This window comes from Streptomyces sp. AA4 (assembly GCF_000158875.1).
GTDB lineage: Bacteria > Actinomycetota > Actinomycetes > Mycobacteriales > Pseudonocardiaceae > Amycolatopsis.
This window is the reverse complement of the sequence record NZ_GG657746.1, coordinates 1,287,256-1,312,667: the sequence shown is the minus strand read 5'-3', so window position 1 is coordinate 1,312,667 and position 25,412 is coordinate 1,287,256. Positions and strand designations below refer to the sequence as shown.

Annotated in this window: 24 protein-coding genes; 11 read left to right on the top strand and 13 right to left on the bottom strand. The window is 68.4% G+C overall.

Annotated features, from left to right (window positions below; translation table 11 throughout):
* Window positions 1-41: 41 nt before the first annotated feature.
* Window positions 42-1,270 (top strand): IS3 family transposase gene (locus tag SSMG_RS06185; protein ID WP_234392803.1). Its coding sequence is split into 2 segments (ribosomal slippage): window positions 42-321 and window positions 321-1,270, totalling 1,230 coding nucleotides; the frame shifts between segments, so codons are not numbered across the junction.
* A gap of 338 nt (window positions 1,271-1,608) precedes the next feature.
* Here SSMG_RS06185 and paaE read toward each other — a convergent pair.
* From paaE to paaZ, 6 genes are read right to left on the bottom strand one after another with little or no spacing between them, the layout of a single operon-like run.
* A complete protein-coding gene (paaE, locus tag SSMG_RS06180; protein ID WP_009073854.1) occupies window positions 1,609-2,685 on the bottom strand; it encodes a 1,2-phenylacetyl-CoA epoxidase subunit PaaE in 1,077 nt (358 codons plus the stop codon).
* Window positions 2,686-3,159, bottom strand: a complete 474-nt coding sequence (gene paaD, locus SSMG_RS06175) for a 1,2-phenylacetyl-CoA epoxidase subunit PaaD (RefSeq protein WP_037716701.1) — start codon at window positions 3,157-3,159, stop codon at window positions 2,686-2,688.
* A 50-nt stretch (window positions 3,160-3,209) separates the two neighbouring features.
* The gene (gene paaC / locus SSMG_RS06170) at window positions 3,210-4,067 is read right to left on the bottom strand and encodes a 1,2-phenylacetyl-CoA epoxidase subunit PaaC (protein WP_037712733.1); all 858 of its coding nucleotides are present in this window, start codon (window positions 4,065-4,067) and stop codon (window positions 3,210-3,212) included.
* Window positions 4,068-4,075: 8 nt separating this feature from the next.
* A complete protein-coding gene (gene paaB / locus SSMG_RS06165; protein ID WP_009073848.1) occupies window positions 4,076-4,360 on the bottom strand; it encodes a 1,2-phenylacetyl-CoA epoxidase subunit PaaB in 285 nt (94 codons plus the stop codon).
* Entirely contained in the window at window positions 4,357-5,298 is a 942-nt protein-coding gene (gene paaA, locus SSMG_RS06160; protein WP_009073847.1) for a 1,2-phenylacetyl-CoA epoxidase subunit PaaA, read from the bottom strand. The genes paaB and paaA overlap by 4 nt, the downstream gene beginning before the upstream one ends.
* Window positions 5,295-7,322 (bottom strand): phenylacetic acid degradation bifunctional protein PaaZ, encoded by a 2,028-nt coding sequence (paaZ, locus tag SSMG_RS06155; RefSeq protein WP_009073845.1) that lies wholly within the window; start codon window positions 7,320-7,322, stop codon window positions 5,295-5,297. The genes paaA and paaZ overlap by 4 nt, the downstream gene beginning before the upstream one ends.
* A 200-nt stretch (window positions 7,323-7,522) precedes the next feature.
* Here paaZ and paaI point away from each other — a divergent pair, with 200 nt between their 5' ends.
* Genes paaI through SSMG_RS06135 form a run of 4 tightly spaced genes read left to right on the top strand, consistent with a single transcriptional unit; the run spans window position 7,523 to window position 11,417 of the window.
* The gene (paaI, locus tag SSMG_RS06150; RefSeq protein WP_037716697.1) at window positions 7,523-7,918 is read left to right on the top strand and encodes a hydroxyphenylacetyl-CoA thioesterase PaaI; all 396 of its coding nucleotides are present in this window, start codon (window positions 7,523-7,525) and stop codon (window positions 7,916-7,918) included.
* Entirely contained in the window at window positions 7,915-9,204 is a 1,290-nt protein-coding gene (gene paaK / locus SSMG_RS06145) for a phenylacetate--CoA ligase PaaK (protein ID WP_009073841.1), read from the top strand. Before paaI ends, paaK begins: the two co-directional genes overlap by 4 nt.
* The gene (locus tag SSMG_RS06140) at window positions 9,201-9,791 is read left to right on the top strand and encodes a TetR/AcrR family transcriptional regulator (protein ID WP_009073839.1); all 591 of its coding nucleotides are present in this window, start codon (window positions 9,201-9,203) and stop codon (window positions 9,789-9,791) included. Before paaK ends, SSMG_RS06140 begins: the two co-directional genes overlap by 4 nt.
* A 45-nt stretch (window positions 9,792-9,836) precedes the next feature.
* On the top strand, window positions 9,837-11,417 hold the full coding sequence (locus tag SSMG_RS06135; RefSeq protein ID WP_037712731.1) for an SMI1/KNR4 family protein: 1,581 nt from the start codon (window positions 9,837-9,839) through the stop codon (window positions 11,415-11,417).
* Between the two features lie 5 nt (window positions 11,418-11,422).
* Here SSMG_RS06135 and SSMG_RS06130 read toward each other — a convergent pair whose 3' ends face one another.
* The gene (locus tag SSMG_RS06130; RefSeq protein WP_037712728.1) at window positions 11,423-12,412 is read right to left on the bottom strand and encodes a trans-acting enoyl reductase family protein; all 990 of its coding nucleotides are present in this window, start codon (window positions 12,410-12,412) and stop codon (window positions 11,423-11,425) included.
* Window positions 12,413-12,483: 71 nt separating this feature from the next.
* On the opposite strand from SSMG_RS06130, the gene SSMG_RS06125 reads away from it, so the two are divergent.
* On the top strand, window positions 12,484-13,428 hold the full coding sequence (locus tag SSMG_RS06125) for a GlxA family transcriptional regulator (protein WP_009073834.1): 945 nt from the start codon (window positions 12,484-12,486) through the stop codon (window positions 13,426-13,428).
* Here SSMG_RS06125 and SSMG_RS06120 read toward each other — a convergent pair.
* The gene (locus tag SSMG_RS06120; RefSeq protein WP_009073832.1) at window positions 13,425-14,459 is read right to left on the bottom strand and encodes an Lrp/AsnC family transcriptional regulator; all 1,035 of its coding nucleotides are present in this window, start codon (window positions 14,457-14,459) and stop codon (window positions 13,425-13,427) included. The two genes, SSMG_RS06125 and SSMG_RS06120, sit on opposite strands and share 4 nt — an antisense overlap.
* Before the next feature lie 119 nt (window positions 14,460-14,578).
* On the opposite strand from SSMG_RS06120, the gene SSMG_RS06115 reads away from it, so the two are divergent.
* Together SSMG_RS06115 and SSMG_RS06110 are read left to right on the top strand one after the other, a co-directional pair.
* Window positions 14,579-15,805: a M20 family metallopeptidase gene (locus SSMG_RS06115; RefSeq protein WP_009073830.1), complete on the top strand. Its 1,227-nt coding sequence runs from the start codon at window positions 14,579-14,581 to the stop codon at window positions 15,803-15,805.
* Window positions 15,802-17,094, top strand: coding sequence for an MFS transporter (locus SSMG_RS06110; protein ID WP_009073828.1), 1,293 nt, complete (start codon window positions 15,802-15,804; stop codon window positions 17,092-17,094). The genes SSMG_RS06115 and SSMG_RS06110 overlap by 4 nt, the downstream gene beginning before the upstream one ends.
* A 57-nt stretch (window positions 17,095-17,151) precedes the next feature.
* Here the strand turns inward: SSMG_RS06110 and SSMG_RS06105 are convergent, their stop codons facing one another.
* Complete coding sequence (locus SSMG_RS06105; protein WP_009073826.1) at window positions 17,152-17,460, bottom strand: hypothetical protein; 309 nt, start codon at window positions 17,458-17,460, stop codon at window positions 17,152-17,154.
* A 155-nt stretch (window positions 17,461-17,615) separates the two neighbouring features.
* On the opposite strand from SSMG_RS06105, the gene SSMG_RS06100 reads away from it, so the two are divergent.
* Window positions 17,616-18,239, top strand: coding sequence for a TetR/AcrR family transcriptional regulator (locus SSMG_RS06100; RefSeq protein WP_037712726.1), 624 nt, complete (start codon window positions 17,616-17,618; stop codon window positions 18,237-18,239).
* On the opposite strand, the gene SSMG_RS06095 is transcribed toward SSMG_RS06100, so the two are convergent.
* The 3 genes from SSMG_RS06095 to SSMG_RS06085 all read right to left on the bottom strand — a co-directional run bounded on the left by SSMG_RS06095 (window position 18,188) and on the right by SSMG_RS06085 (window position 21,100).
* Window positions 18,188-19,363 carry an MFS transporter gene (locus tag SSMG_RS06095; protein WP_037712724.1) on the bottom strand — a complete coding sequence of 392 codons (1,176 nt, stop codon included), beginning with the start codon at window positions 19,361-19,363 and terminating at the stop codon, window positions 18,188-18,190. The two genes, SSMG_RS06100 and SSMG_RS06095, sit on opposite strands and share 52 nt — an antisense overlap.
* Window positions 19,364-19,435: 72 nt before the next feature.
* On the bottom strand, window positions 19,436-20,035 hold the full coding sequence (locus SSMG_RS06090; protein WP_009073821.1) for a TetR/AcrR family transcriptional regulator: 600 nt from the start codon (window positions 20,033-20,035) through the stop codon (window positions 19,436-19,438).
* Window positions 20,036-20,083: 48 nt separating this feature from the next.
* Entirely contained in the window at window positions 20,084-21,100 is a 1,017-nt protein-coding gene (locus SSMG_RS06085) for an AraC family transcriptional regulator (RefSeq protein ID WP_009073819.1), read from the bottom strand.
* 81 nt (window positions 21,101-21,181) lie between these two features.
* Here SSMG_RS06085 and SSMG_RS06080 point away from each other — a divergent pair, with 81 nt between their 5' ends.
* Both SSMG_RS06080 and SSMG_RS06075 read left to right on the top strand, forming a co-directional pair.
* Window positions 21,182-22,273 (top strand): winged helix DNA-binding domain-containing protein, encoded by a 1,092-nt coding sequence (locus SSMG_RS06080; protein ID WP_009073817.1) that lies wholly within the window; start codon window positions 21,182-21,184, stop codon window positions 22,271-22,273.
* A gap of 81 nt (window positions 22,274-22,354) precedes the next feature.
* Window positions 22,355-23,830, top strand: coding sequence for an NAD(P)/FAD-dependent oxidoreductase (locus tag SSMG_RS06075; RefSeq protein ID WP_009073815.1), 1,476 nt, complete (start codon window positions 22,355-22,357; stop codon window positions 23,828-23,830).
* On the opposite strand, the gene SSMG_RS06070 is transcribed toward SSMG_RS06075, so the two are convergent.
* Window positions 23,802-25,307: a chitinase gene (locus SSMG_RS06070; RefSeq protein WP_199786165.1), complete on the bottom strand. Its 1,506-nt coding sequence runs from the start codon at window positions 25,305-25,307 to the stop codon at window positions 23,802-23,804. The two genes, SSMG_RS06075 and SSMG_RS06070, sit on opposite strands and share 29 nt — an antisense overlap.
* Window positions 25,308-25,412: the final 105 nt, after the last annotated feature.

The window sequence follows — 25,412 nt, the reverse complement described above, 5'->3', positions numbered from 1 at the left end:
GGGTTTGATGGAGGCTCCATCGTGTGAGTGAGGATGGAGTTATGGGCCGGTCTTCGAGGCATCCGCGTGAGGTGCGTGAGCGCGCGGTTGCGTTGGTGTTTGAGCAGGTAGAGCAGTACTCGTCGCAGTGGGAGGCGATCACGTCGATCGCGGCGAAGGTGGGGGTGTCGGCCGAGTCGCTGCGCCGGTGGGTGCGGCAGGCTGAGACCGATCAGGGTGCGCGGCCGGGTGTCACGACTGCGGAGTCGGAGCGGGTGCGCGAGCTCGAGCGTGAGAATCGTGAGTTGCGCCGGGCGAATGAGATCCTGAAAGCGGCATCGATTTTCTTCGCGAGGGAGCTCGACCCTCGATCGCCGCGCTCGTAGCGTTCATCACGGATTATCGGGACCGGTTCGGAGTCGAGCCGATCTGTGCCGTGCTGACCGAGTTCGGGATCAAGATCGCTCCGTCCACCTATTATGCCGCGCTTTCCCGTCCGATGTCGGCGAGGGAAGTTCGCGATGAGGAGTTGAAGAAGGAAATTCAGCGCGTGTACGACGAGAATTACCTGGTGTACGGTGCCCGGAAGGTATGGCGTCAGCTGAACCGGGAAGGCGTTCGGGCGGGCCGGGGCCGGGTGGAACGACTGATGCGCGCGATGGGCTTGGCCGGCGCGGTCCGCGGGAAGAAGGTGCGCACCACGGTGTCCGATCCCGGCGGTGCCCGCGCCGCGGACCTGGTGAGCCGCCAGTTCACGGCAGGTGCACCGAATCGGTTGTGGGTAGCGGACTTCACCTACGTCGCGACCTGGGCAGGCACCGTCTACGTCGCGTTCGCGATCGATGTGTTCTCCCGCAGGATCGTCGGCTGGCGCGTGAGCATGTCCAAGGAAACCGACCTCGTGCTCGACGCGATCGAGCAGGGACTGCGTCATCGGGACTACCGATGGCGAAAGGGGCAGGACAAGCTGATCCACCATTCCGACGCCGGAAGTCAATACACGTCGTTCCGATTCACGCAGCATCTTGCTGATTCCGGTATCGACGCGTCGATCGGCACGGTCGGCGATGCCCTCGATAACGCGCTCGCGGAATCCACCATCGGGCTCTACAAAACCGAGTTGATTAAACCGAACGGGCCATGGCACAATAAGCAAGAAGTCGACGTCGCGACTGCCGCGTGGATCGAGTGGTACAACACCCAGCGCCTCCACGGAGCATGCGGCGACCGGCCACCCGTCGAATTCGAGACCCTGTACGAGGACGGCGACCTGATCAGTCTGGTCGCCTGACCCCAACAACGAGTCTCTACCGAACCCGGGGCGGTTCATGCGTCACATGCACCCAATGCCACATTGGGGCGCTACCCGCACGCCGCGCCCCCACCGCTACCACCCACCCAAGCCGCGCAACAAACCGCCGCCGATGCACCCAACCACCGGGGGCACCCACTCCCTCCCCCAACCCCGATACGAAGCCTCCCTGCGGTCTGGGGGTGCTTGTCAAAGCGCAAAAAAAAACCCGCCTTGACAAGCACCCCCAGACCGTCAGCACAATCAAACTTCGGGGTGCCCCACGCAACCCAAGACGACGGCAATGTCGCCCGCCAAGGCGACGAGCCGACCCAAACTCAAGCGTCAAAATCCACAGTAACCCGCTCAGAAACCGGATGAGACTGGCAAGTCAACACAAACCCAGCCTCCACCTCCGCCTTCTCCAACGCGAAATTCCGCCGCATGTCAACGGCCCCCTCGGTCACCCGAGCCCGGCAGGTCCCACAAACCCCGCCCTTGCAAGCAAACGGCAAATCCGGCCGAAACCGCTGCGCCCCATCCAACACAGACGATTCCCGAGGCAGATTCATAGTCGTAGACCGACCATCAAGAACCAACGTCACCTCAGACGACGCACCGGCCACAGCAGGATCAACATGCTTAACGGGCTCCGGCGGCACATCGTCCACATAGAACAGTTCCTGATGAATCCGCTCCCCAGGAACCCCCAGCGAGCCAAGAAGTTCCTGCGCCGAGGTGACCATCCCAAACGGCCCGCAAAGCCAAAAATGATCAACATCCTCAACGGGCACAATCGACCCGAACAACGCCCGAAGCTTGTCCGCATCCAACCGTCCGGTGAACAACTCGGCCTCACGCGGCTCCCGAGACAGCACATGCACGAGTTCCAACCGCGCCGGATACCGATCCTTCAAATCAGCCAGCTCATCAGCGAACATCACCGTATCCGTCCGCCGATTCCCGTACAGCACAGTCACCGACGCATCCGGCGTAGCCAGCAAAGACGCAGCGATGGACAACACCGGCGTAATCCCAGACCCAGCAGCGATCAGCACATGATGCCCACCAGCAGCAAGATCCGGAGTAAACGACCCAGTCGGCGCGGAAACCTCAACCGTATCCCCCGGCCGAACCTCATTCACCAGCCAAGACGAGAACACCCCGTCCGGCACCAACCGCACCCCGACCCGCGGCCGCTCCCCCACCGCAGCACAAATCGAATAGGACCGCCGCTCATCCCGCCCCTCAACAACGCGGCGCAAGGTCAACGACTGCCCAGGCGCAAAGGCATAAACCGAGGCCAACTCGGAAGGCACGTCAAAGGTCACGGCCACAGCGTCATCACAGAGCCGCTCAACCTCAGCCACCCGCAACGGATGGAACCCGGCACGACGGGAAACGGTGGCAGTCACTCAAATCTCCTTGACGTGTTCGAACGGCTCCCAGCAAGACCGGCACCGCCGCAACGCTTTGCACGCAGTCGCGCTGAACCGAGACTGTTCCTCGGTATCCAACGACCCGCAATGCGGACAAGCCACCCGCCGCACCGAAGGCCCCAGCGTCAACGGAATCGGTCCAGCCGCCCGCCGCGGCGCAGACCCCGGCGGTGCGATCCCGGCCTCAGCAAGCTTCCGCCGACCGTCGGCACTGATCCAATCCGACGACCAAGCCGGTTCCAGCACAGTGCGAATATCGATCTCGGTATACCCCGCACCCCGCAGCGCATGCTCCAGGTCGTCCCGCATAGTGTCCATCGCCGGACAACCGGTGTACGTCGGCGTAATCGACACCGTAACCCGACCGTCCTCTTCGGACACCTCGCGCAACACCCCGAGATCCGCGAGCGTCAACATCGGCAACTCAGGATCAGTAACGGTAGAAGCCACCGCGACCGCTCTGCTGGATGCCGCCTCCGCGGGAAAGAGAACGTCGGCGGTCACCACGACGCCCCCGGCATCGCCCGAGCCACACTCTGCAGCTCAGCCAGCAAGAACCCCATCTGCTCGGTATGCACCCCATCGCGCCCGGTACGCCCGGAAACCCCGGCAATAGCCCCGATCTCCGGCCGCTCCAACGTCGCCGCCGTCAACGCCTGCTCGACCACAGCGTCGAACTCCGGCCGCAACGAAGCGGCATCTACCAACTCATCCGGATGCGTCGCGAACAGCTCGTCGACATACGGCCACACCGCAGCCAGCCCCTCGGCCATCCGCTCGTGCGACAACGGCGTCCCGTCACCCAGCCGCACCAGCCACTGCGCGGCGTAATCCCGGTGGTAGGCCAATTCCTTCACACCCTTGGCCGCGATGGCCGCCAGCACCGGGTCCACGCTGGACTCCAGCTGCTGGAACAACGCGAGCCGCCAGGTCGAGAACACGAACAGCTGCGCGATCAGGTGCCCGAAGTGCCCGCCGCCCAGCTCGGCCAGCCGCACGTTCCGGAACTCGTTCTCCGCCCGCAAGAACGCGAGGGTGTCCTCGGACCGGTCAGTGCCGTCCGCCTTGCCGGAACGAGCCAGCAGCAGCCGGGCCTGGCCGAGCAGGTCGAGGCCGATGTTCGCGATCGCGACCTCGTCCTCCAGCTCCGGCGCGTTGCTGACCCACTCCTGCAACCGGTGCGAGAAAATCAGCGCGTCGTCGCCCAGCATCAGGCAGTACGCGGCCAGCCGCGCACCGTCCACTCCGGACGGCACGGAAGTGTCCACTCCGGACAAAGGATCGGCGAATCCGGTACCGAAGGCCCACCGCGCGTCGTTGTCCTCGGTGATGGCTTCGTAGACGTTGTCAAAAGACATCCCAGACCTCACATGTGGGGAACGTTGTCGGGAATGTCGTAGAACGTCGGGTGCCGGTACACCTTGTCGCCGCTGGGCGCGAAGAACGGGTCCTTCTCGTCCGGCGAGGACGCGGTGATGTCCGAGGCGCGAACGACCCAGATCGACACACCCTCGTTGCGGCGCGTGTAGAGATCGCGCGCGTGGTGCAGCGCCATCTCGTCGTCCGCCGCGTGCAGCGAACCCACGTGCACGTGGTTCAGTCCCCGCTTCCCGCGGACGAACACCTCGTACAGCGGCCAGTCGTGCTTCATGCCGAACCCTCTTTCTTGGCCGCGTGCGCCGCCGCGGCTTCCCGAACCCAGGCGCCTTCGTCGTGCGCGCGCCGCCGGTGCGCGATCCGCTGCGCGTTGCACGGGCCGTTGCCCTTGAGCACGTTCTTGAACTCGTCCCAGTCGACCGCGCCGAAGTCGTAATGCTCCCGCTCGGGATTCCACCGCAGCTCCGGATCCGGGAACGTCACCCCGAGCGCCTCGGCCTGCGGCACGGACATGTCGACAAAGCGCTGCCGCAGCTCGTCGTTGGTGTGCCGTTTGATCTTCCACGCCATCGACTGCGCGGTGTTCGGCGAATCCGCGTCCGGCGGGCCGAACATCATCAGCGACGGCCACCACCAGCGGTTCACCGCCTCCTGCACCATGTCCCGCTGCTGCTGGGTGCCGCGCATCATGGTCATCAGCAGCTCGTAGCCCTGCCGCTGGTGGAAGGACTCCTCCTTGCAGATCCGGATCATCGCCCGCGCGTACGGCCCGTACGACGACCGGCACAGCGGCACCTGGTTGCAGATCGCCGCGCCGTCCACCAGCCAGCCGATCACGCCGACGTCGGCGAAGGTCAGAGTCGGGTAGTTGAAGATCGACGAGTACTTCTGCCTGCCGTTGATCAGCTTGTCGGTGAGGTCCGCGCGGTCGGCACCGAGCGTCGCCGCGGCGGAGTACAGGTAGAGCCCGTGCCCGGCCTCGTCCTGCACCTTCGCCAGCAGGATCGCCTTGCGCCGCAACGAAGGCGCGCGCGTGATCCAGTTGCCCTCCGGCTGCATGCCGATGATCTCCGAATGCGCGTGCTGCGCGATCTGGCGGATCATCGTCTTGCGGTAGCCCTCGGGGATCCAGTCGCGCGGTTCGATGCGCTGGTCCCGTTCGATGGTGTGCTCGAACAGGGCTTCCAGTTCCGGCTCTGCCACAGCGGTCACGGCTGCTCCTTCGAGACGAGGGTGAGCACGTCGTACTTCGCGACCGAGTCGCCGTCCTGGTTGGTGACGTCGGCGTCCCAGCGGACTTCGCCGTACTCCTGGTCGATCCGCGGCGTGATCTGCTTGGCGGTCAGGGTGACCGTCAGCTGGTCGTCCACCTTCACCGGCGTGAGGAAGCGCAGGTTCTCCAGGCCGTAGTTGGCCAGCACCGGGCCCGGCTCGGGCGAGACGAACAGGCCCGCGGCGAACGAGACGACCAGGTAGCCGTGCGCCACGATGCCGCCGAACAGCGGGTTCGCCGCGGCCGCCGCCTCGTCGGTGTGCGCGTAGAAGGTGTCGCCGGTGAATTCGGCGAAGTGGTCGATGTCGGCGCGGGTAACGGTGCGCGGGCCGGCCACGACGGTGTCGCCGATGCTCAGCTCCGCGAGCGACTTGCGGAACGGGTGCTCGCCTTCGACGCGCGGACCGCCCTCGACCCACCGGCCGGTGACGGCGCCCAGCACCTTCGGGCTGCCCTGCACGGCCGTGCGCTGCATGTGGTGCAGCACGCCGCGGATGCCGCCCATCTCCTCGCCGCCGCCCGCGCGGCCGGGACCGCCGTGCACCAGCTGCGGCATCGGCGAACCGTGCCCGGTGGATTCCTTGGCGTCCTCGCTGTCGAGCACGAGCAGGCGGCCGTGGTACGGCGCGACGCCCAGCACGATCTCGCGCGCGAACACCGGGTCGCCGGTCACGACCGACCCGGCCAGGCTGCCGCCGCCGCGGGCCGCGAACTCGATGACCTGCTTGACCGACGTGTACGGCATCAGCGTGGAGACCGGGCCGAACGCCTCGACCTCGTGCGGTTCGGCGCGCTCCGGGTCGGCCTTGAGCAGGATCGGCGAGATGAACGCGCCGGTCGCCTCGTCGCCGTCCACGACGTCGACGTGGTCCGGGTCGCCGAAGACGATGCTGCCCGCGTCGAGCAGCGCCTTCAGCGAACGACGTACTTCTTCCCGCTGCTCCAGGCTGGCCAGCGCACCCATCCGGACGCCCTCGGCGTTCGGATTCCCGACCGTCACCTTCGCGAGCCGGGCGCTGACCGCTTCGGCGACGTCGTCCAGCATCTCGGCCGGGACGAACGCGCGGCGGATCGCGGTGCACTTCTGGCCCGCCTTCACCGTCATCTCGGTGGTCAGCTGCTTGACGAAGAGGTCGAACTCCGGCGTCGACGGCCGGGCGTCCGGGGCGAGGATCGAGCAGTTCAGCGAGTCGGCCTCGGCGTTGAACCGCACCGAGTTCCGCACGATCGCCGGGTGCGCGCGCAGCTTCTGCGCGGTGGACGCGGAACCGGTGAACGACACCAGGTCCTGCGCGGTGACGTGGTCGAGCAGGTCGCCGACGCTGCCCGCGACGAACTGCACCGCGGCATCGGGGAGGATGCCCGATTCGACGATCAGCTCGACGAGCCGCGCGGTCAGGTACGCGGTCTGGCTGGCCGGTTTGATCAGACTCGGCACCCCGGCGAGGAACGCGGGCGCGAACTTCTCCAGAGGACCCCACACCGGGAAGTTGAAGGCGTTGATCTGGATCGCGACGCCCTGCAGCGGAGTCGCGATGTGCTGCGCGACGAACGTCCCGCCGCGACTCAGCGGCTCGACCGCGCCCTCGACGTACACAGTGTCGTTCGGCAGCTCGCGCTTGCCCTTCGAGCCGTAGCTGAACAGGACGCCGATGCCGCCGTCGATGTCGAACTTCGAGTCACCGAGCGTCGCACCCGTGCGCGCCGACAGCGCGTACAGCTCTTCGCGGTGCTCGCGCAAGTGCGAAGCGAGCGATTTCAGCAGCGCGGCCCGCTGGTGGAACGTCAGCTTCCGCAGCGCCGGACCGCCCACCTTGCGGCCGTAGTCGAGCGCGGCGGCGAAGTCGATCCCCTCCGACGAAATCCGGGCCACTTCCTCCCCGGTCGCCGCGTCGTGCAGCGGGACGCCCTCGCCCGGCGCCGTGTGCCATCCCCCGGAGACGTAGCTGCGGAGCAGAACCATGCCGACCCTCTCGCCGAATTACCAACCGGACGTTCAGTAATTCGCAGGATAGCCGTTCTCCCCACTGATCGGAACCCCCGCATTGCTTGACACCGCCTGAATCGCGGCCTTTACTGGGCTCGCGCCGGGATTACCGGCCATTCGGTCAGTAAGTCACCGTCCCGGAGGCCTAGCTCGTGACCCGCAACGCCGCGCACGCCATGTTCGACACCGACGAGGCGTCCCGCTCCCTCGGCATCGAACTCGTCGAGGCGGCCGACGGCCGCGCGGTGGCCACGATGAAGGTCACCGAGACGATGGTCAACGGGCACGACATCGCCCACGGCGGTTACGTGTTCCTGCTCGCCGACACCGCTTTCGCCCTCGCCTGCAACACGCACGGGCCGGTCACCGTCGCCGCGGGCGCGGAGATCTCGTTCGTCGCCGCCGGAAAACTGGGCGACCACCTCGTCGCGACGGCCGCCGAGCGCACCCGCTACGGCCGCAACGGCATCTACGACGTCACGGTGCACCGGGAGACCCCCGGCGGGCCCGAGGTCGTCGCCGAATTCCGCGGCCGCAGCCGCGTCATCGAGAAGACCCGGGAAACACAGTGACTCCGCAGACTGCAGACCTCGCCGAAACCGTCAGCGCCGACGAGCTGGCCTCGCTACAGCTGGAACGGCTGCAGTGGACCCTGCGGCACGCGTACGAGAACGTCCCGCTGTACCGCAAGAAGTTCACCGAAGCCGGCGTGCACCCGGACGACTGCCGCGAACTGGGCGACCTGACGAAGTTCCCCTTCACCACCAAGGCCGACCTGCGCGAGAGCTACCCGTTCGGCATGTTCGCCGTGCCGCAGGACCAGATCCGCCGGCTGCACGCGTCCAGCGGCACCACCGGCAAGCCGACCGTCGTCGGCTACACCGAGAAGGACCTGGACACCTGGGCCACCGTGATGGCCCGCTCGATCCACGCGGCGGGCGGACGGCCCGGGCACAAGGTGCACGTCGCGTACGGATACGGCCTGTTCACCGGCGGTCTCGGTGCGCATTACGGCGCGGAAAAGCTCGGCTGCACCGTGATTCCGGCGTCCGGCGGCATGACGGCCCGGCAGGTCCAGCTGATCACGGACTTCAAGCCGGAAATCATCATGATCACGCCGTCGTACATGCTGACGCTGCTCGACGAATTCGAGCGCCAGGGCGTGGATCCGCGAGCAAGTTCGCTGAAGGTCGGCATTTTCGGCGCGGAACCGTGGACCGAGCAGATGCGGTCCGAGATCGAAGAACGGTTCGACCTGGACGCGGTCGACATCTACGGCCTGTCCGAGGTGATGGGCCCGGGCGTCGCGCAGGAATGCGCGGAAACCAAGGACGGCCTGCACATCTGGGAGGACCATTTCTTCCCCGAGGTGATCGACCCGTTCACCGAACAGGTGCTGCCCGAGGGCGAACGCGGCGAACTGCTGTTCACCTCGCTGACCAAGCAGGCGCTGCCGATCATCCGCTACCGCACGCGCGACCTGACCCGCCTGCTGCCCGGCACCGCGCGTCCGGCCTTCCGCCGGATGGAGAAGGTGACCGGCCGCAGCGACGATCTCATCATTTTGCGCGGCGTCAACGTTTTCCCGACGCAGATCGAGGAAATCGTCCTGCGCACCGAGGGATTGAGCCCGCACTTCCAGCTGGTCCGCTCGACCCGCGGCCGCCTGGACCACCTGACGGTGCGCGTCGAAGCCCGCGCCGACACCACCGCCGAGGGCCGTTCGCTGGCCGCCTCCGCGGTGGCCGCCGGAGTGAAGGACGGTGTCGGCGTAAGCGTTTCGGTGGAGGTCGTGGACCCGGACACGCTGGAGCGCTCGCTCGGTAAAATGCGCCGCGTGCTGGACGAACGCTCGTGACCGCCCCCGCCCGCCGCGGCCGGCCTGGCTACGACCTGGAGTCGCTTCTCCAGGTCGCGGTCAAGCTTTTCAACGACCGCGGTTACGACGGGACCAGCATGGAGGACCTGTCGCGCAAGCTCGGCATCACGAAATCCGCGATCTACCACCACGTTCCGAGCAAGGAAGAGTTGCTGCGGCTGGCGGTGGACCGGGCTTTGGACGGGTTGTTCGAGGTCGCGGAATCGACGGAGGCGCTCGACGGCCGTGCGATCGACCGCTTGGAGCATCTGGTGCGCGGGAGTGTGCTGGTGCTGGCGGACCGATTGCCGTTCGTGACGTTGCTGCTGCGGGTACGGGGTAATACGAAAGCCGAGCGGGCGGCGTTGGCGCGACGGCGCGAGTTCGACCATCTGGTAACGGATTTGGTGAAACAGGCGGAAGCCGAGGGAGACGTCCGGCCGGACATCGACCCGGCAATCGCCGCGCGGTTGCTGTTCGGCACGGTGAACTCGCTGATCGAGTGGTATCGCCCGCGGCGAGGTGCGTCGCCGGAGGAGCTGGCGGACGCGGTGTGCAAGATGGCGTTCGACGGGTTGCGCGCTTGATCCGATTTTGTGCCGTGCGTACGGAATTCTCGCTACGCTGACGGCATGGATCTGGGGGAGATCGGGCGGACGCTGGCGGAACGGCTCCGAGACTGGGCAGGCAGCGGCTGGTCCGACGCGGTGTTGCAGCTTTCGATGGGCACGTCAGGAAGCGTGGCCGCGTGGACCGACCAACCGGATCAGCACAACGGGCGCGCCCTCATCGACATTCTGCACGGTGCTTACCCACAAGACCGCCCTCCTGCGGCGTATGAGGTGCAGCTGCGTGCCGACGGCACTTACCGATTCGCGACCAGCGCCGACGCCAGCACCCTCGCTCCGGTCCGCTTCGAGTTCGATCCGGACTTCCGCTGCCCGCAGCGCCCGGCGCCGGGCATGCCGCGACCGGCGGGCATCGAACCCACCAGCGCTCCGACCGACCCCGCCGCGGTGCGAGAGGTCAGTGCGCTCGTCGAGGAATTCGCTGAGCGATACACCGCGATCACCGGCCACGCGCCGGACTGGGAGCCGGGGCGGAGCGAAGAGGAGATCGCGGCCGCCGAAGCGCGGATCCAGGCGCGGCTGCCGGAGGACCTGCGAGCGCTCTACCGGTTGATCGGCTGGGACTCCGGCGAAACCGGGTTGCTCGGCTACTACGCACACGACTCGCTTGACACTGTGGTCGAGAACTACCACTACAGCTTGCCTGGCGCATACCGCGGTGCCGCCTTCGACCCACCGCCGCACAGTGCGGACGTGGTGTTCGAAGCGGTGCCGCCGAGTCGGATCAAACGCTTGTCTCGCAACGACTGGTGGCTTTCTTTCGGCGGGAACCACAGCGACCAGTGGATCGCGGTCGATCTCGATCCCGCGGAAGGCGGCCGGTCCGGGCAGGTGATCGAACACGGCGACGAGGTGGCGCGGCTGCTCGCATCGTCGGTCACCGAGATGCTCGCCGACGTCGTGGCCGCCCTTCGCGCGGGCCGGTTCACTCGCCATGAAGGCGATCCCCGGCTCGAGATCCAAGCGGCCTTCCACGACGTCCCCTACGAGAACCACGTGCTTCTCGTCCGCGATGTCGCGAAACTGGACTTGGCCGCCGAGATCAGCACCGAGGATCCGGAAGTGGTGCAATCCTGTCACCTGAGCGACGGCATCGACGTCGATCTGGCAACGCTCGAACCGCTGGGCGGGCTGCGCGAGCTCGGGGCCCATCGCATGAGAACCGTCGTCCCGAACGTGGCCGGGCTGCCGCTGCTGGAATCCCTCACCATCTCCGCCGCCCGGGTCGGCCTCGACGCGCTCGTCGGTCATCCGACGTTGTGGGACCTCACCCTCCACCATCTCGCCCACCCGGTCGACCTCTCCCCGCTGGCCACCCTGCCGAACCTCACCCGGCTCGCCATCGATGGCCTCGACATTCCGGCCATCGACCAACTGGTGCAACTCAAAGCCCTGCGCGTGCTCACCCTCGACGCCACCCAGCTCACCCGCCTCCTGGCCACCGGCCACCGCCTTCCCCAACTGGCCGCGCTCACCATCACCGGCCGGGTCCTTCTCGCCGAAGCGGTCGGATTCCTCCGTCAGCTCCGCGGGGCCGACGTCCACCTCGAAGAGTTCACCGGCTCGCTCCGCCCATCCGATTGACCCGTTTATCGCCACACAGCTTCGAAATCGGGGTCGGAGATCGCCGTCAGAAAGTCGGCGGCGTCGAATACCTCGCCTGGAGCCAGCGCGCCGGAGCCGCGGTACCGGCCGTCGAGGAGCCGGACAACCGCTTCAGCCAGGAGCGGTGCGGTCGTGGCGTAGATATCGCGCCCAGTCGCGATGCCACGACGCGTCGATGGCCCGGAGCCGACCGTGACCTCGACGGCGAAGCGTTGAGCCGAGCGTCCGTTCGGGGCCGGGGTGTCCGGGTCGCGGAGATCGTTGAGCGGAGCGGTGTTCAGCCAGGAACGCAAGGATCCCACCTTGAGGTGCCGGTGGATGGTGACGACCTCGGAGAACGGCAGCTCCACAGTGGACTGTGCGCCGATCGGCTCCGGGAAGTCCCATTTCCCGGTCGCGGGCGGGGCGGAGATCGTGACCAGGGCGCCCTCGCGGAGCACCAGGCGGGGCGCGGTGTTGCGGGCGCCGGTGACCCGGGTTCCCTCCGTGGGCCACCACCGGTCGAGGCCGATGGCGACCTCGACCTCATCCGCGGACGTCTCCGAGCCGAGCACGGCGGTGAGGAGCAAATCGGCCAATCCCCCGTAGAACGCCATGGCGGGCACCACCACCGTTCCCGCCGCGCGGGCGGGCGCGTCGAGTTCCCGGTAGAGCTGCTGGACGGCTGGCTGCTCAGCGGTGACGTCCAGGTAATGAGCGCCGGTCTCGACCGCGGCCTTCGCGAGCGGGAGCGCGGTGTCCAGAAACGGGCCAGCGCAGTTGATCACGACCGCGACGTCCTGAAGGAGTGCCCGCAGACCGGGGCCGTCGTCGATGCTTGCCGCACGCCGGTCCAAATCCGCGAACTGTGCGAGGCGCGCGAGACTGCGGCCCGCGACGATTGGCTGAAAACCGCGGCGCAGCAACTCCTCGACTACGAACTTTCCGGTGTGCCCGCTGGCACCGTAGACGAGGACGCGCTGGGAATCTGTCATAACGTCGAGTCTGGACACTCCCGCACGCCGAGGTGAGTGTCTGAAAGGACGAGTTGCGTACAGTATCGGACATGCCTCGACTGGTGCTCGTCCTCCATGAGCACGCGATGCTGTACGAGGTCGCGATCGCGGCCGAAGTCTTCGGCGTCGACCGTTCGGACCTCTCCCCCACCGGCGCCTGGTACGACGTCGTCGTCGCCTGCTCGGAACGGTCGCCGCGGCACTGGCTGCCGCATCTGCCCGCGATCGGCGTCTCGGAGATCGGCGAAGCCGCCGACCTGATCGTGGTCCCCTCCACGGATTCCCCCGGCGAGGAGATCGACCCGGCGCTCGCGGCCGCGCTCCGGGAGGCGCACGCGAGCGGGGTCCGGATCGCGGCGCTGTGCACCGGTTCGTTCGTCCTGGCCGAGGCGGGACTGCTGGACGACCGGATCGCGACCACCCACTGGATGCACGCCGACGACCTGGCCCGCCGCTACCCGCGCGTGCGAGTGCGCGCCGACGTGCTTTACGTCGACGAGGGCGACATCCTCACCTCGGCGGGCAAAACGGCCGCTCTCGACCTGTGCCTGCACCTGGTGCGCCGGGACTTCGGCGCGGCGGTCGCCAACGACCTCGGGCGACGGCTGGTCGTTCCGCCGCATCGCCATGGCGGGCAGGCGCAATTCGTGTCCCCGCCGCCTTCTCCCGAAGGTTCCGGCCTCGCACGCACCGCGGAATGGGCGCGGGCGCGGCTGGACCAGCCGCTCACGGTCGTGGACCTCGCGCGCCACGCCGGTCTCAGCTCCCGCCAGCTCGCCCGCCGGATGCACGCCGAGTTCGGTTCCGCACCGTTGAACTGGTTGCACCAGCAGCGGATCGCGCGGGCGCAGGAATTGCTCGAGCGCACCGATTCCTCGGTCGACCAGATCGCCGCGAGCTGCGGAATGGGCAGCGCGGCCACCTTGCGCCGCCACTTCCGCGCCGCGCTCGGCGTCTCGCCCTCCGAATACCGCGCGACATTCCGGCTCGCCTAAGGCGTTTCCTCCCGAGCCGGAGCGGGCATCGTCACCACGAATCCCGTACTCCGGCCCACGTCGTCGAGCAGCCAGCCCATCCGTTTGACCGTCCGCAGGATCAGCGCCGAATCCACCACCGACAGCGGCGCGAGGTCCTGTTCCAGGTGTTCCTGCATCCGCATCGATTCCTCGATCGACCGCATCCACGTGGTCACCAGAAGATTCGCCGGACCGGGCAGACTCGCCATCTGCCGCACGGTCGGGTTGGCCCGCAAGCGATCCACGCACGTCGACACGTGCGCCACCGGGACCTGGCACCACCAGTTGACCACGATCGGCGACGGCGTGAGGCCCTGCGCGATCTCGCAGCGGAACGTCAAGGCGTCGGCGCTCAGCAGGTGGCCGAGCTGGCGGCGCACAGTGGAAACCGGGCGTCCGGTGATCCGGGCCAGGTCGGCGGCGCTGCGTCGGCCGTCCTCGCCGAGGGCCACCGTCAGTGGCGCGTAAGGCTCTTTCCACGGCTGCAGTTTGGCTGTCCGCCCGCCGCCGATGGACGGAAGCTGCGAGAGCGCCTGCACGCGCCGCCGGTCGAGCGCGCCGACTCGCCATGAGCTGCCTTCGACGTGCAGCCGCGACGCCAGGTGCGAGCGGGTGTTGAGCACTCCGGGCAGGCTGGGGATCGCGTCCAGCAGCAGCGCGGACAGGTCACGCAGGCCGAGGCCGAAAACGGTCAGCACCAGGCTGTATTCGCGCGAAGCCTCCTCGATGCTGGCCACCGAAGGCCACGTCGACAGCTCCCGGATCAGCTCGCGCACCTGTCCGCTCGCGCAGCGGATTTCCACATACGCGGCCTGCACCTGATACAGCCCGGGCACGTGCGGATACGCCGTCACCCACGCCGCTCCCCCGTCGCGCAGCCGCTCCCAGCGCCGGGCCAGCGTCACCGGGGAGGAGTCGAGCGCCGCGGCCAGCTGCGTCCAGGTCGCACGGGGGCGCAGTTGCAAGGCGTGGATGAGCGAAAAGTCTTCCTCCTCCAGTGAGTCGATCATTGTTTCTTCTCCAGAAGGCGGGTTCGCGAGCGATTCCGACAACTCTAACCCGATATCGGACGTGAGTTCGCACACTCGACCACCAAGACGCCGTTCCCCGACGAAGAGGAGCCGAGCCGGTGGACCTCCACGAAGACGCCCGCAGCCAGCAGGACGACCTGGCGCAGCTGCGCCGCGAACTGCACCGCGAGCCCGAGATCGGCCTCGACCTGCCGCGCACCCAGGAACGCGTCCTGCGCGAACTCGACGGGCTCGGGCTGGAGATCTCGACCGGAACGGAAACGACCTCGGTGACCGCCGTGCTCCGCGGCGAGGGTTCGGCCCGCGACGCGACTGAGCCGCGCACGGTCCTGCTGCGGGCGGACATGGACGCGCTCCCGGTCCAGGAGGCGACGGGGCTCGATTTCGCCGCCACCAACGGCGCGATGCACGCGTGCGGCCACGACCTGCACACCACGTCGCTGGTCGGCGCGGCTCGCCTGCTGCACACCCACCGCGACCGGATCAACGGCGACGTCGTCTTCATGTTCCAGCCCGGCGAAGAAGGCTGGGACGGCGCGGGCGTGATGCTGAAGGAAGGCGTGCTCGACGCCGCCGGCCGCCGCGTGGACGCCGCGTACGGGCTCCACGTCTTCTCGTCCATGCTGCCCAGCGGCCAGTTCGCCAGCCGTCCGGGGACGCTGATGTCCGCCTCGCACAAGCTGCTCGTGACCGTGCACGGCGAAGGCGGGCACGGGTCGATGCCGCACCGCGCCAAGGATCCGATCTCGGCCGCCGCGGCGATGATCACCGCGCTGCAGACGATGATCACGCGCCGCCTGGACATCTTCGACCCGGCCGTGCTGACCGTCGGCGTCATCCGCGGCGGCACGAAGCGCAACGTCATCCCCGCGACCGCCGAGTTCGAAGCCACGGTTCGCTGCTTCTCCGACGACACCGCCGCGCTGCTCGACACCACGATCCGCGAGACGATCGACGGCGTCGCGCGGGCGAACGGCGTCACCGCGGACGTCGTGTTCGAGAACGAATATCCCGTGACCGTAACGGATGTCGACGAGACGGCGTTCGGCGCGGAGGTCGTCCGCGAGACGATCGGCGAGCAGTACTACACCGAGCTGCCCAACCCGGTCGCCGGTTCCGAGGACTTCTCCCGCGTGCTCGCCGCGGTACCGGGCACGTTCCTCGGCCTCGGCGCGCTGATGCCGGGTCTCGAACCGCACACCGCGCCCAACAACCACAGCCCGTACGCCGATTTCGACCCGTCGGTGCTGTCGCGCGCCGCGACCGTCTACGCCGAACTCGCCGTCCGCCGTCTCGACCGTTTCGCCGAAGGAGCACTGCGATGACTTCTGTGGTCCCAGACCGTCGCCGCACCCTGTTCGGGCTCGGTGCCGGCAACGCGATGGAGTGGTTCGACTGGAACGTCTACGCCACGTTCGCGTCGTTCTTCGCCGCGCAGTTCTTCAACTCCCGCAGCGCGGTTTCGGCGCTGCTGAGCACGCTGGCGGTGTTCGCGGTCGGCTTCGCCGCGCGGCCGATCGGCGGCTGGGTATTCGGCTGGATCGCCGACCGCAAGGGCCGTCAGCTCGCGATGGCGCTGACCGTCGCGATCGCCGCCGCGGGCAGCCTGGTCATCGGCCTTTCCCCGACGTACGGGCAAATCGGCGTGTGGGCGTCGGTGATCCTCGTGGTCGCGCGGCTGGCCCAGGGCCTCGCGCACGGCGGTGAGCTGCCGTCCGCGCAGACCTACATCGCCGAGGTCGCCCCGCCGGCCCGGCGCGGACTGTGGTCGAGCCTGATCTACTTCTCCGGCACCTGCGGCGTGCTCGTCGGCACGCTGCTCGGCGCGGTCCTCTCCGGCGTGCTGACCCACCAGCAGATGGTCTCCTTCGGCTGGCGGATCCCGTTCGTCCTCGGCGGCGTTTTCGGCCTCTACTCGCTCTACGTCCGGCTGCGCATGCGCGAGACCGAGGTCTTCCAGGCGGCGAAGGAGAAGGGCCAGATCTGGCAGACGATCAAGCAGAACCCGAAGCTGCTCGCACAGGTCGTCGGGCTGACCGTCGGCGCGACGGTCATCTACTACATGTGGGCCGTCGCCGCTCCGTCGTACGCGATCACTGTTCGCGGAGTCGAACCGACCGGCGCGCTGTGGGCCGGCGTGGGCGCGAACGTGGTCTTCCTGATCGCCTTGCCGCTGTGGGGCAAACTGTCCGACCGCATCGGCCGCAAACCGGTGCTGTTCATCGCGATCGCGGGCCTGCTCCTGCTGAGCTTCCCGCTGAACGCGATGGTCGGGCACCAGGCGTGGCAGCTGTTCGTGGCGATGTCGATCGCGCTGCTGTTCATGGCCGGGTTCTCCTCCATCGGCCCGGCGGTCTACGCGGAGATCTTCCCGACCCGAATCCGCGCGGTGGGCGTCGGCGTGCCGTACTCGATCGCGGTCGCGGCCTTCGGCGGCACGGCGCCGTACCTGCAGACTCTGTTCGCCAAGAACGGACATCCGTCGCTGTTCGTCGTCTACGGGATCGTGCTGATGGTGATCAGCGCGCTGGTCACGTTCACGCTCCCGGAGACCCGCGGCGCGGACCTGCGGGAGAAGACGGAGAAGGCCGACCGGGCGGTCGTCAGTCCATAGTGGACTCAAGGTCCGTGAGGGGAACCCTGGGGGACTCTGAGTCCCTCAGGGTTCCCCTCACGGACCGTTCGAGTCCCCGCTGTCCGTCTGAGTCTCGCCCAGTTGCCACCACAGCGCCGCGCGCAGCTGTTCGATCAGCGCCTCGTCGTCCTCCTCGCTCGGCTCCGCGCCCAGCGGGACCCAGCGCTCCTCCACGAGTTCGCCGTCGTCGTAGCTGCTGATCAGTATCCCCGGATACGACACCGTCAGCTCGTCTTCCGGGCAGCCGGTCGCGCACGGCCGGTCGTCCATCCGGACGTGGCGGCAGTGCATCCGCACCCCGACCCACCGGCCGGGCGGCCGAGGCTGCTGGTCCGTGCCGTCCATCGCCCGCTCCCGCTCGCCCCAGGTCCCCCGGCTGATGGGTCGCGGCCGGGGCGGCCGGAGTTACCGGCCGGTTGTTCCGGTTGGGTAACGGCATCCGGCGCCGTCGCCTCCGCGCCGTGTTGACAACGACCTCGCCCGGCGGCGAGGCTGGCCCGGTGAGCAGCGGAACCCGGCGGCGGCTGGACCCCGCCGAGCGCCGGGCCGAGATCCTCGCCGCGGCCCGGCGGTGCTTCGGCGCGGGCAGCTACTCCTCGGTGTCCACTTCGGACATCGCGGCGGCCGCGGGGGTGGCCCGGCCGCTGATCAACCATTATTTCGGCGGCAAACGCGAGCTGTACCTCGAAGTGGTGCGGCAGATGACGATCGTGCCCGCCCCGGTCGTCGACGCGCTGCCGGAAGGGCCGCCCCGCTTGCGCCTGGAGATCGGCATCGACCGGTGGATCGACGTCGTGGAACGCAACCGCGACGCCTGGCTGACGGTGATCGACGCGGCGCACGACCCGGAGGTCGAGCAGATCATGCGGGAGGCGGACGAGATCGCCGCCGACCGCGTGCTCGCCGCGGCCCTGCTGCCGGAGAACGGACATCCGCAGCTGCGGGCGATGATCCGGGCGTACGGCGGGATGCTGCGCGCGGCGTCCCGGGAATGGCTGGTCCGCGGCACCCTGGAGCGGGCCGAACTGCGCGCGTTCCTGGTGGAATCGCTGGTGCAGCTGCTGGAAACCACCTACCCGGCCGTGCTGGCACAGCAGACCTCCGGAGCGGGCAGCACCGGCTGACCCGTCCGGAACGCGGGCAGGATCGTCACGACCGCGGCCACCGCCGTCGCGGCGCCGAGAACGATCGGCGCGCGCAAGCCGTACGGCTCGATCAAGCCGGCTCCGACCGACGAACCGAGCATGACCCCGAGCGTGATGAACGACGAGTGCACCGTGTTGACCAGCGGACTGGTGTTCCCGGCGCGTTGCACCCGCACCGCCATCGCCGGGTTCATCGTCACGCCGGCCAGCCCGATCGCGAGCAGGAACCCCAACGCCGCCGCGGGCACGTCCGTGAACAGGGCGAAGCCGGTGAGGAAGACCGCGTTGAGAAGGGTGCCCACCGCAAGCGTCGAAACGGTGTGCCGGTCAGCGAGCCTGCCGACGACGCTGTTGCCGATGACCGTCGCCGCGCCGTAGCCGAGAAGCAGCAGCGGGACCGCGCCCGGCGAGAATCCGCTGACCTCGGTCAGGATCGGGGTGAAGAAGCTGAACGCGGAAAACGTCGCGCCGATGATCAGCGTGCTGGAGACGAGCGCGAGAAGCAGCTTCGGACGCCGGAAAACGCGGAAATCCGCGGCTTCCCGGCGCACGGCCCGCCCGGGATCGCGCACCTGGAACTGCGTCAGCAGGGCGGCGAGCACGGTGAGCAGGGTGATCGTCCAGAACGCCGCCCGCCAGCCGTACTGTCCGCCCGCGAACGTCGCCAGCGGGAGCCCGAGCAGGGTGCCGAGCATCAGGCCGTTCATCGCGACGCCGATCGCCCGGCCGCGCACGCGTTCCTCGACCAGTTGCCCGCACAGGGAAATCGCGATGCCGAAGAACGCTTGCGACGCCACGCCGCTGATCACGCGAGCGACCACCAGCACCGAGTATGTCGTCGCGAGCGCAGCGAGCACGTTTCCGGCCAAGAACACGGCGAAGACGACCATCAGCGCGGCTTTCGGCCGGATCCGCAGCAAGGCCAGCGTCAGCACCGGACCGCCGACCGCCATGGCGACCGCGAAGACGGTGATGAGATAGCCGATGCGCGCGACATCGACGCCGAGTCCGGCGGCGAGCTGCGGCATCAGCCCGGCGACCGCGAATTCGCTGGTGACCATGGCGAAGATGCCAGCGGCCAGTACATAGACCGCGGACGGCACTCGAGACATGGGAAACCCTTTCGGTAACGATCGGTTCAAAACCTGGCCGGCGCGAAGCCGGAAGGGACGGGCTTACGGACGAAGCGCCCGGGCGGCCGCCTGGACGATGTCGGCCAGCCGGGCCAGCGGCGCACCGCCTTGAGCGGAGATCCGCAGCCCCGCGACGCTGGCGTTCACATACGCGGCCAGCCCCTCCGCGGGAACCTCAGCGGTGACTTCGCCCGCCGCCTGACCCGCCCGCAACAGGTCGGTCAGCAAACGCAGCCGAGCGTCGGTGTCGCGGGCGACCTGCTCCAGAAACTCCGCGTTCCCGGTGTCGCCCGCCAGTTCCGCGACGGAGTTGACCGCGAGACATCCGCTCGGTGCCCCGGTGCTCGACCGCTCGGCTTCCTCGAGGACCACCTTCGTGAGGTAAGCCTCGATTCGGGACACCGCGTCGCCCTTCTTCGCGATCACCTCGGCGGTGGCCCGCGCCGTCGCGTCGAGATAGCGGGCCAGGCATTCCGAGAACAGCGCGCCTTTGCTGCCGAAGGTGTTGTACAAGCTGCTGCGGCCGAGACCGGTTGCCTGGCACAGTTCCTCGGCACTGGTCGCGTGAAAGCCTCGCCGCCAGAACAACTCAGTGGCGGCGGTGAGCACTTGCTCGCGATCGAAGGTGCGCGGTCGAGCCATGCGGGCAGCCTACGACATTATGTAACGAGGTGTCCATAACGGGGGCGGTCAGCGGTTGCGCCGGGCGTACGCGGCGGGAGTCGTGCCAGTCCAGCGCTTGAACGCGTAGATGAAGCTCGACGCCTCGGCATAGCCCAAGCGCAAAGCGACGTCGTCGACCGACAGCACGCCGGTGTCGAGCATTTCCTCGGCGAGGGTCTGGCGGACCTCGTCGAGCAGCTGGCGGTAGCCGGTGCCCGCTTCGGTCAGCCGCCGTCGGAGGGTTCGCGTGCTGAGCGTGAGCTGGCGGGCGATCTCGTCCATCCCGGCGTCCGCGCCGCCGAGCCGCACCAGCCGTTCCCGCACCAGTTGCGGAACTCCCGATCGCGCGCGGCGGCGAGCGACGAGGGCGTCGCATTGCGCGGCGCACAACGCGACGGTTTGCTCGTTGGCCTGCGGCAACGGGAGGTTCAACAGCTCCGGATCAAGGATGACCTGATGCTCGGCCGCCCCGAAAGCCGGGCTGATCCCGAAGGCGGTCCGGTACGCGTCCACAAAGGACGACGACGGAAACCGGAACTCCAGCCCCGCCAGGGAGATCTCCGGCAGCAGGTCCCGCATGACCGTGCAGATCGCGGACAGGTCGCGCAGCGCGAGGAACCGGGCGACGTCGCCCGGCACCCGGGAATCGTCCAGTACCAGGCGGAGGCCGCTGGCGTCCACTTCGACGTGCGGGATGCAGAAGGTGAAGGACAAATCCAGGTACCGCAACGCGAACACCATCGCGTCGCGCATCGTCGGACTGCTGATGCAGGCGAAACCGAAGATGCCGAACGTCGTCACGCGGTACCGGCAGCCGAGGCTGAGCGCGACGTCGTCGCCCGAGCCGACCGACGACAGCAACGCGCGCACCACAGCCAGCTCCTGCCGCGCGTCGAGCTGGCGGTCCGGCGCGCGCAGGTCCTCGACCGGGCCGCCGGGGAGCGAGACGCCGCGTTCCTCGGCGAACCGGTGCATGAGCAGCACACTCGCCGTCCCGCGCGGGTAGTCCCAGTCGCGGATGGCGGGTGCGGCTAGCTCGGCCATGGCCGGAATTATGGATCAACCGGCCGCCCGCGTGCCGTTCGAGGGCCGAAAATTGTCGGGGTCGCTCGTTAAGCTCCCGCCGTGCGCCTTTCCCACCGCGTCCTCAACCGCGCGACCCTCGACCGGCAACTGCTCTTGAAGCCCGCCAAGATGCCGGTGCTCGACGCCGTCGCCCACCTCGCCGGGCTGCAAGCGCAAGCGCCGTTTCCGCCGTACTACGCGCTGTGGTGCCGCTTGCAAGGGTTCCAGCCGGACCAGCTCTCGAGCCTGCTGCTCGACCGCAGCGTGGTGCGGATGGTGTTGATGCGCGGCACCGTGCACCTCGTCCCGGCCGCCGACGCGCTCGCCTGGCGGCCGGTGGTGCAGGTCGTCATGGACCGCGCCCTGACGGCGGCCAACCAGCACCGGGAGCCGCTGGCCGAACTCGACCACGACGCGGTGGCGAAAACGACCGCCGAACTGCTGCGCGAACGGCCGTATTCGAGCGATCAGCTCGGCAAAGCGCTGGTCGAGCACTATCCGGAGACGCCGGCCGCGTCGCTGATGTTCCTGGTCCGCGCCGTCCTGCCGCTGGTGCAGATCCCGCCGCGCGGCGTGTGGGGCAAGGCCGGGCAGCCGACCTACCAGGTCGCGCACCACTGGCTCGACGGCGTCGCCGCGCCGGAACCGTCCGCCGCCGAGCTGATCCGCCGCTATCTCGCCGCGTTCGGCCCGGCGACGGTGGCCGACATGCAGACCTGGGCCGGCGTCACGAAGCTCGGCGAGGTGGTCGAGGGGATGGAGCTGCGCACGTATCTCGATCCCGAGGGCCGCACGCTCTACGACCTGCCGGACGCCGCGCTGCCCGACGAGGACACGCCCGCGCCGACGAGGCTGCTCGGTCCGTTCGACCAGACGCTGCTGTCCTACGCCGACCGCACGCGGCTGATCAGCGACGAGCACCGCAAACGCGTGATCACGATCAACGGCCTGGTCAAGGGCACCCTGCTGGTCGACGGCCAGGTCCGCGGGAGCTGGGAAACCACGGCCACCCGCGGGTCGGCGACGCTGGTGCTCACGCCGTTCGAACGGATCGCGAAACGCGACACCGCCGCGCTGGAGAGCAGCGCACGGAAGCTGCTCGCCTGGGCCGAGCCCGGCAAAACGCACGAGGTCCAGGTCGTGCCCGGGTAGCCGCGTCCGCTGGCCGGAATTCTCGATCGGGTGGCCGTTCGTGCCCTTCCGCACCGGCGGCCGCCTGCGTAGCTTCGGCCTATGGACGACACCCCGTCGGTGCTGATCGTGGGCACCGGATTCGGCGGCATCGGCGCCGCGATCGAGCTGAAGCGCGCCGGTTTCCCGAACGTCACGATCCTGGAGCGGGCGGCCGAACCGGGCGGCGTGTGGCGCGAGAACACCTACCCCGGCGCGGCCTGCGACATCCCGTCGCCGCTGTACTCGTTCTCCTTCGAGCCCAACCCGGACTGGCCGAAGCGGTACGCGATGCAGCCGGACATCCACGCCTACCTCAAGCGCGTGATCGCGAAGTACGGCATCGAACCGCACATCCGGTACGGCCGCGAAGTCACGTCCGCGACCTACGACAACGGCCGCTGGCGCGTCGAGACCGCGCAGGGCGAAACCTTCGAGGCCGACGTCTTCGTGCCCGCCGTCGGCCAGCTGTCGCGGCCCGCCTTCCCCTCGATCCCCGGCCGCGAGACCTTCGCCGGCGAGGCCTTCCACTCCGCGGAGTGGAACCACGAGATCCCCTTGGCGGGCAAGCGGATCGCGGTGATCGGCACCGGGGCGAGCGCGATCCAGTTCATCCCGGAGATCCGCAAGGAAGCCGCGCACGTCACCGTCTTCCAGCGCACGCCGCCGTACGTCATGGCCAAGAACGACGGCCGCTACAAAGCCTGGCAGAAGCGGCTTTTCCGCCGCCTGCCGAAGACGCAGCTGTTCGGCCGCGCCCGGATCTTCCTGCTCGCCGAGTACGCGACCTACGGCATGACGAAACACCCGGTGCTGACCAAGATCTTCGAGCTGCGCACCGCCCAACTGCGCCGTCGTCACCTCAAGGACCGCACGCTGCGCCGCAAGGTCAAACCAAATTACCCGTTGGGCTGCAAGCGGATCCTGTTCACCAACGACTACCTGCCCGCCCTCGCCCAGCCGAACGTCTCCGTCGAAACGTCCTCGATCAAGGAGATCACCCCGCGAGGCGTGCGCACCGCGGACGGCGTGGAGCACGAGGCGGACGTGCTGATCTACGGCACCGGCTTCAAAGCGACGGAATTCCTCGGCCCGATGAAGGTGTTCGGCCGCGACGGCCGCTCGCTGGCGGAAGCGTGGAGCGGCGGGGCGCGGGCGTACCTCGGCCTGACGGTCCCGGGGTTCCCGAACCTGTTCTGCATCTACGGCCCCAACACCAACCTCGGTGCGGGTTCGATCATCTACATGATCGAGCGGCAAGCCCGCTACCTCCGCCAGGCCGTCGAGCATCTCGCCCGGCCGGACGTCGCGGCGCTGGAAGTGCGGGCCGAGGTCGAGGAGCGCTACGACCGCGAAGTGCAAGCGCGGCTTTCGCACAGCGTCTGGAGCGGCTGCACGAGCTGGTACCGGCAGGAAAACGGCCGGGTGAGCACCAACTGGCCCGGGCTGGTCACCGAATACGACCGCCGGACCAGGGCACTCGACCCGGCCGACTACCTGGTGCGCGCGGTCAGGGCAGGTTCTTCAGGCCCGCGCTGACCGTGTTGGCGAAGGAGTAGCCGTTCGACGCGTCCCAGTTGATGGACCAGGTCATCGCGCCGCGGAACTCCGGGTACGTGGTCGACGGCTTGAACGAAGCGCAGCCGGTGCCCTTGGCCATGCAGTTCATGGCCGACACGACGTTCGACGGCGACTGGTACCCGCCGCCCGCCGCCGAGCCTGAGGCCGGCAGCCCGAACGCGACTTGGTCGGCCCGCAGGCCGCCCTGCAGCTGGATGCACGAGAGCGCGGTGAGGAAGTCGACCGTGCCCTGGGAGTAGACGTTCCCGTTGCAGCCGTTCATCGCGCCCGAGTTGTAGTACTGCATGTTGACGACGGTGAGGATGTCCTTGACGTTGAGCGCCAGCTGAAAGTAGCCGCCCTGGGTGGACTGCATGTCGATCGTCTGCGGCGCCATCGTGATCACCGAGCCTCCGCCGTCGTGGATGCTGCGCAGCGCCTGGCCCATGTAGGTGGCGTTGATGCCGTTCTCCAGGTCGATGTCGACGCCGTCGAAGCCGTACGTGGAGATCAGCTGCTTCACCGAGTTGGCGAAGTTGCTCGCCGAGGAGCTGTCGCCGACGCTGATCGTGCCCTTCTCGCCGCCGACCGAGATGATCACCTTCTGGCCGCGTGCTTGCACGGTCTTGATGTCGGCGCGGAACTGCGCGTCGGTGTAGCCGCCGAGCTTCGACGACAACGCCGGGTCGAGCGTGAAGCTCACCGCGCCGGGCGTCGTGGTGGCGTCGGCGAAGGCGATCGCGATGACGTTGTACGTCGTGGGCACGTCCGCGAGCTTGAGCGTCTTCGCGCCGTTGTCGAAGTTCTGCCAGTAGCCGGTGAGGATGTGCTTCGGCAGGTCGCCGTTGTGCGGCGGCGTGCTCGTGGTCGTGGTCGTGGTGGTCGTCGTCGGCGGCGTGGTCTGGGTCGTCGACGTGGTCGGGGTCGTGGAGGTCGTGGGCGGGGTGCCCGGGCCGTCGAGGTTCACGTCGTCGGCGAGGTAGGCGGGCTGGCCGTACCAGCCGTGCAGGTACACCGTGAGGCTCGTGGACGAGCCGGTGGTGAAGCTCAGGCTGAGCTGCTGCCAGCCGGTCGTGCCGGGCGTCCAGGTGTTCTGCGTGGCGGAACCGGAAACGCCGAGGTAGACGTAGCTGCCCTGGACCCACGCGGAAAGCTTGTACGCGGTGTTGGGCGCCACGGTGACCTGCTGGGAGCACTGCCCGGTGTCGGAGCCGGACGGCGCCGCGCTCAGCGAGTGGCTGCCGTCGTGCGCCTGGGTCGTGACGACCGACGCGGTGCCGGTGCAGGTCCAGCCGGAGAGCGAACCGCTCTCGAAGCCGGGGTTGGCGAGGATGTTCGCGGCCGACGCGCTGCTGGTGCCGAGGGCCAGCGTGACACCGAGCGCGAGAGCGACCGAGGCCAGCAGGGACACCAGGGCAGGCAGCCGCCGGGGGGACGGGTGTGGGGACACGGGCAGACCTCCGCAGGGGCAGTGAGCCAGATCACCTCAAAATGGACTAGACCAATACGGATGTCAAGAAACTTCCGGAGGTGCTTCGGCGGGCCATGCGCGGCGCGCCGG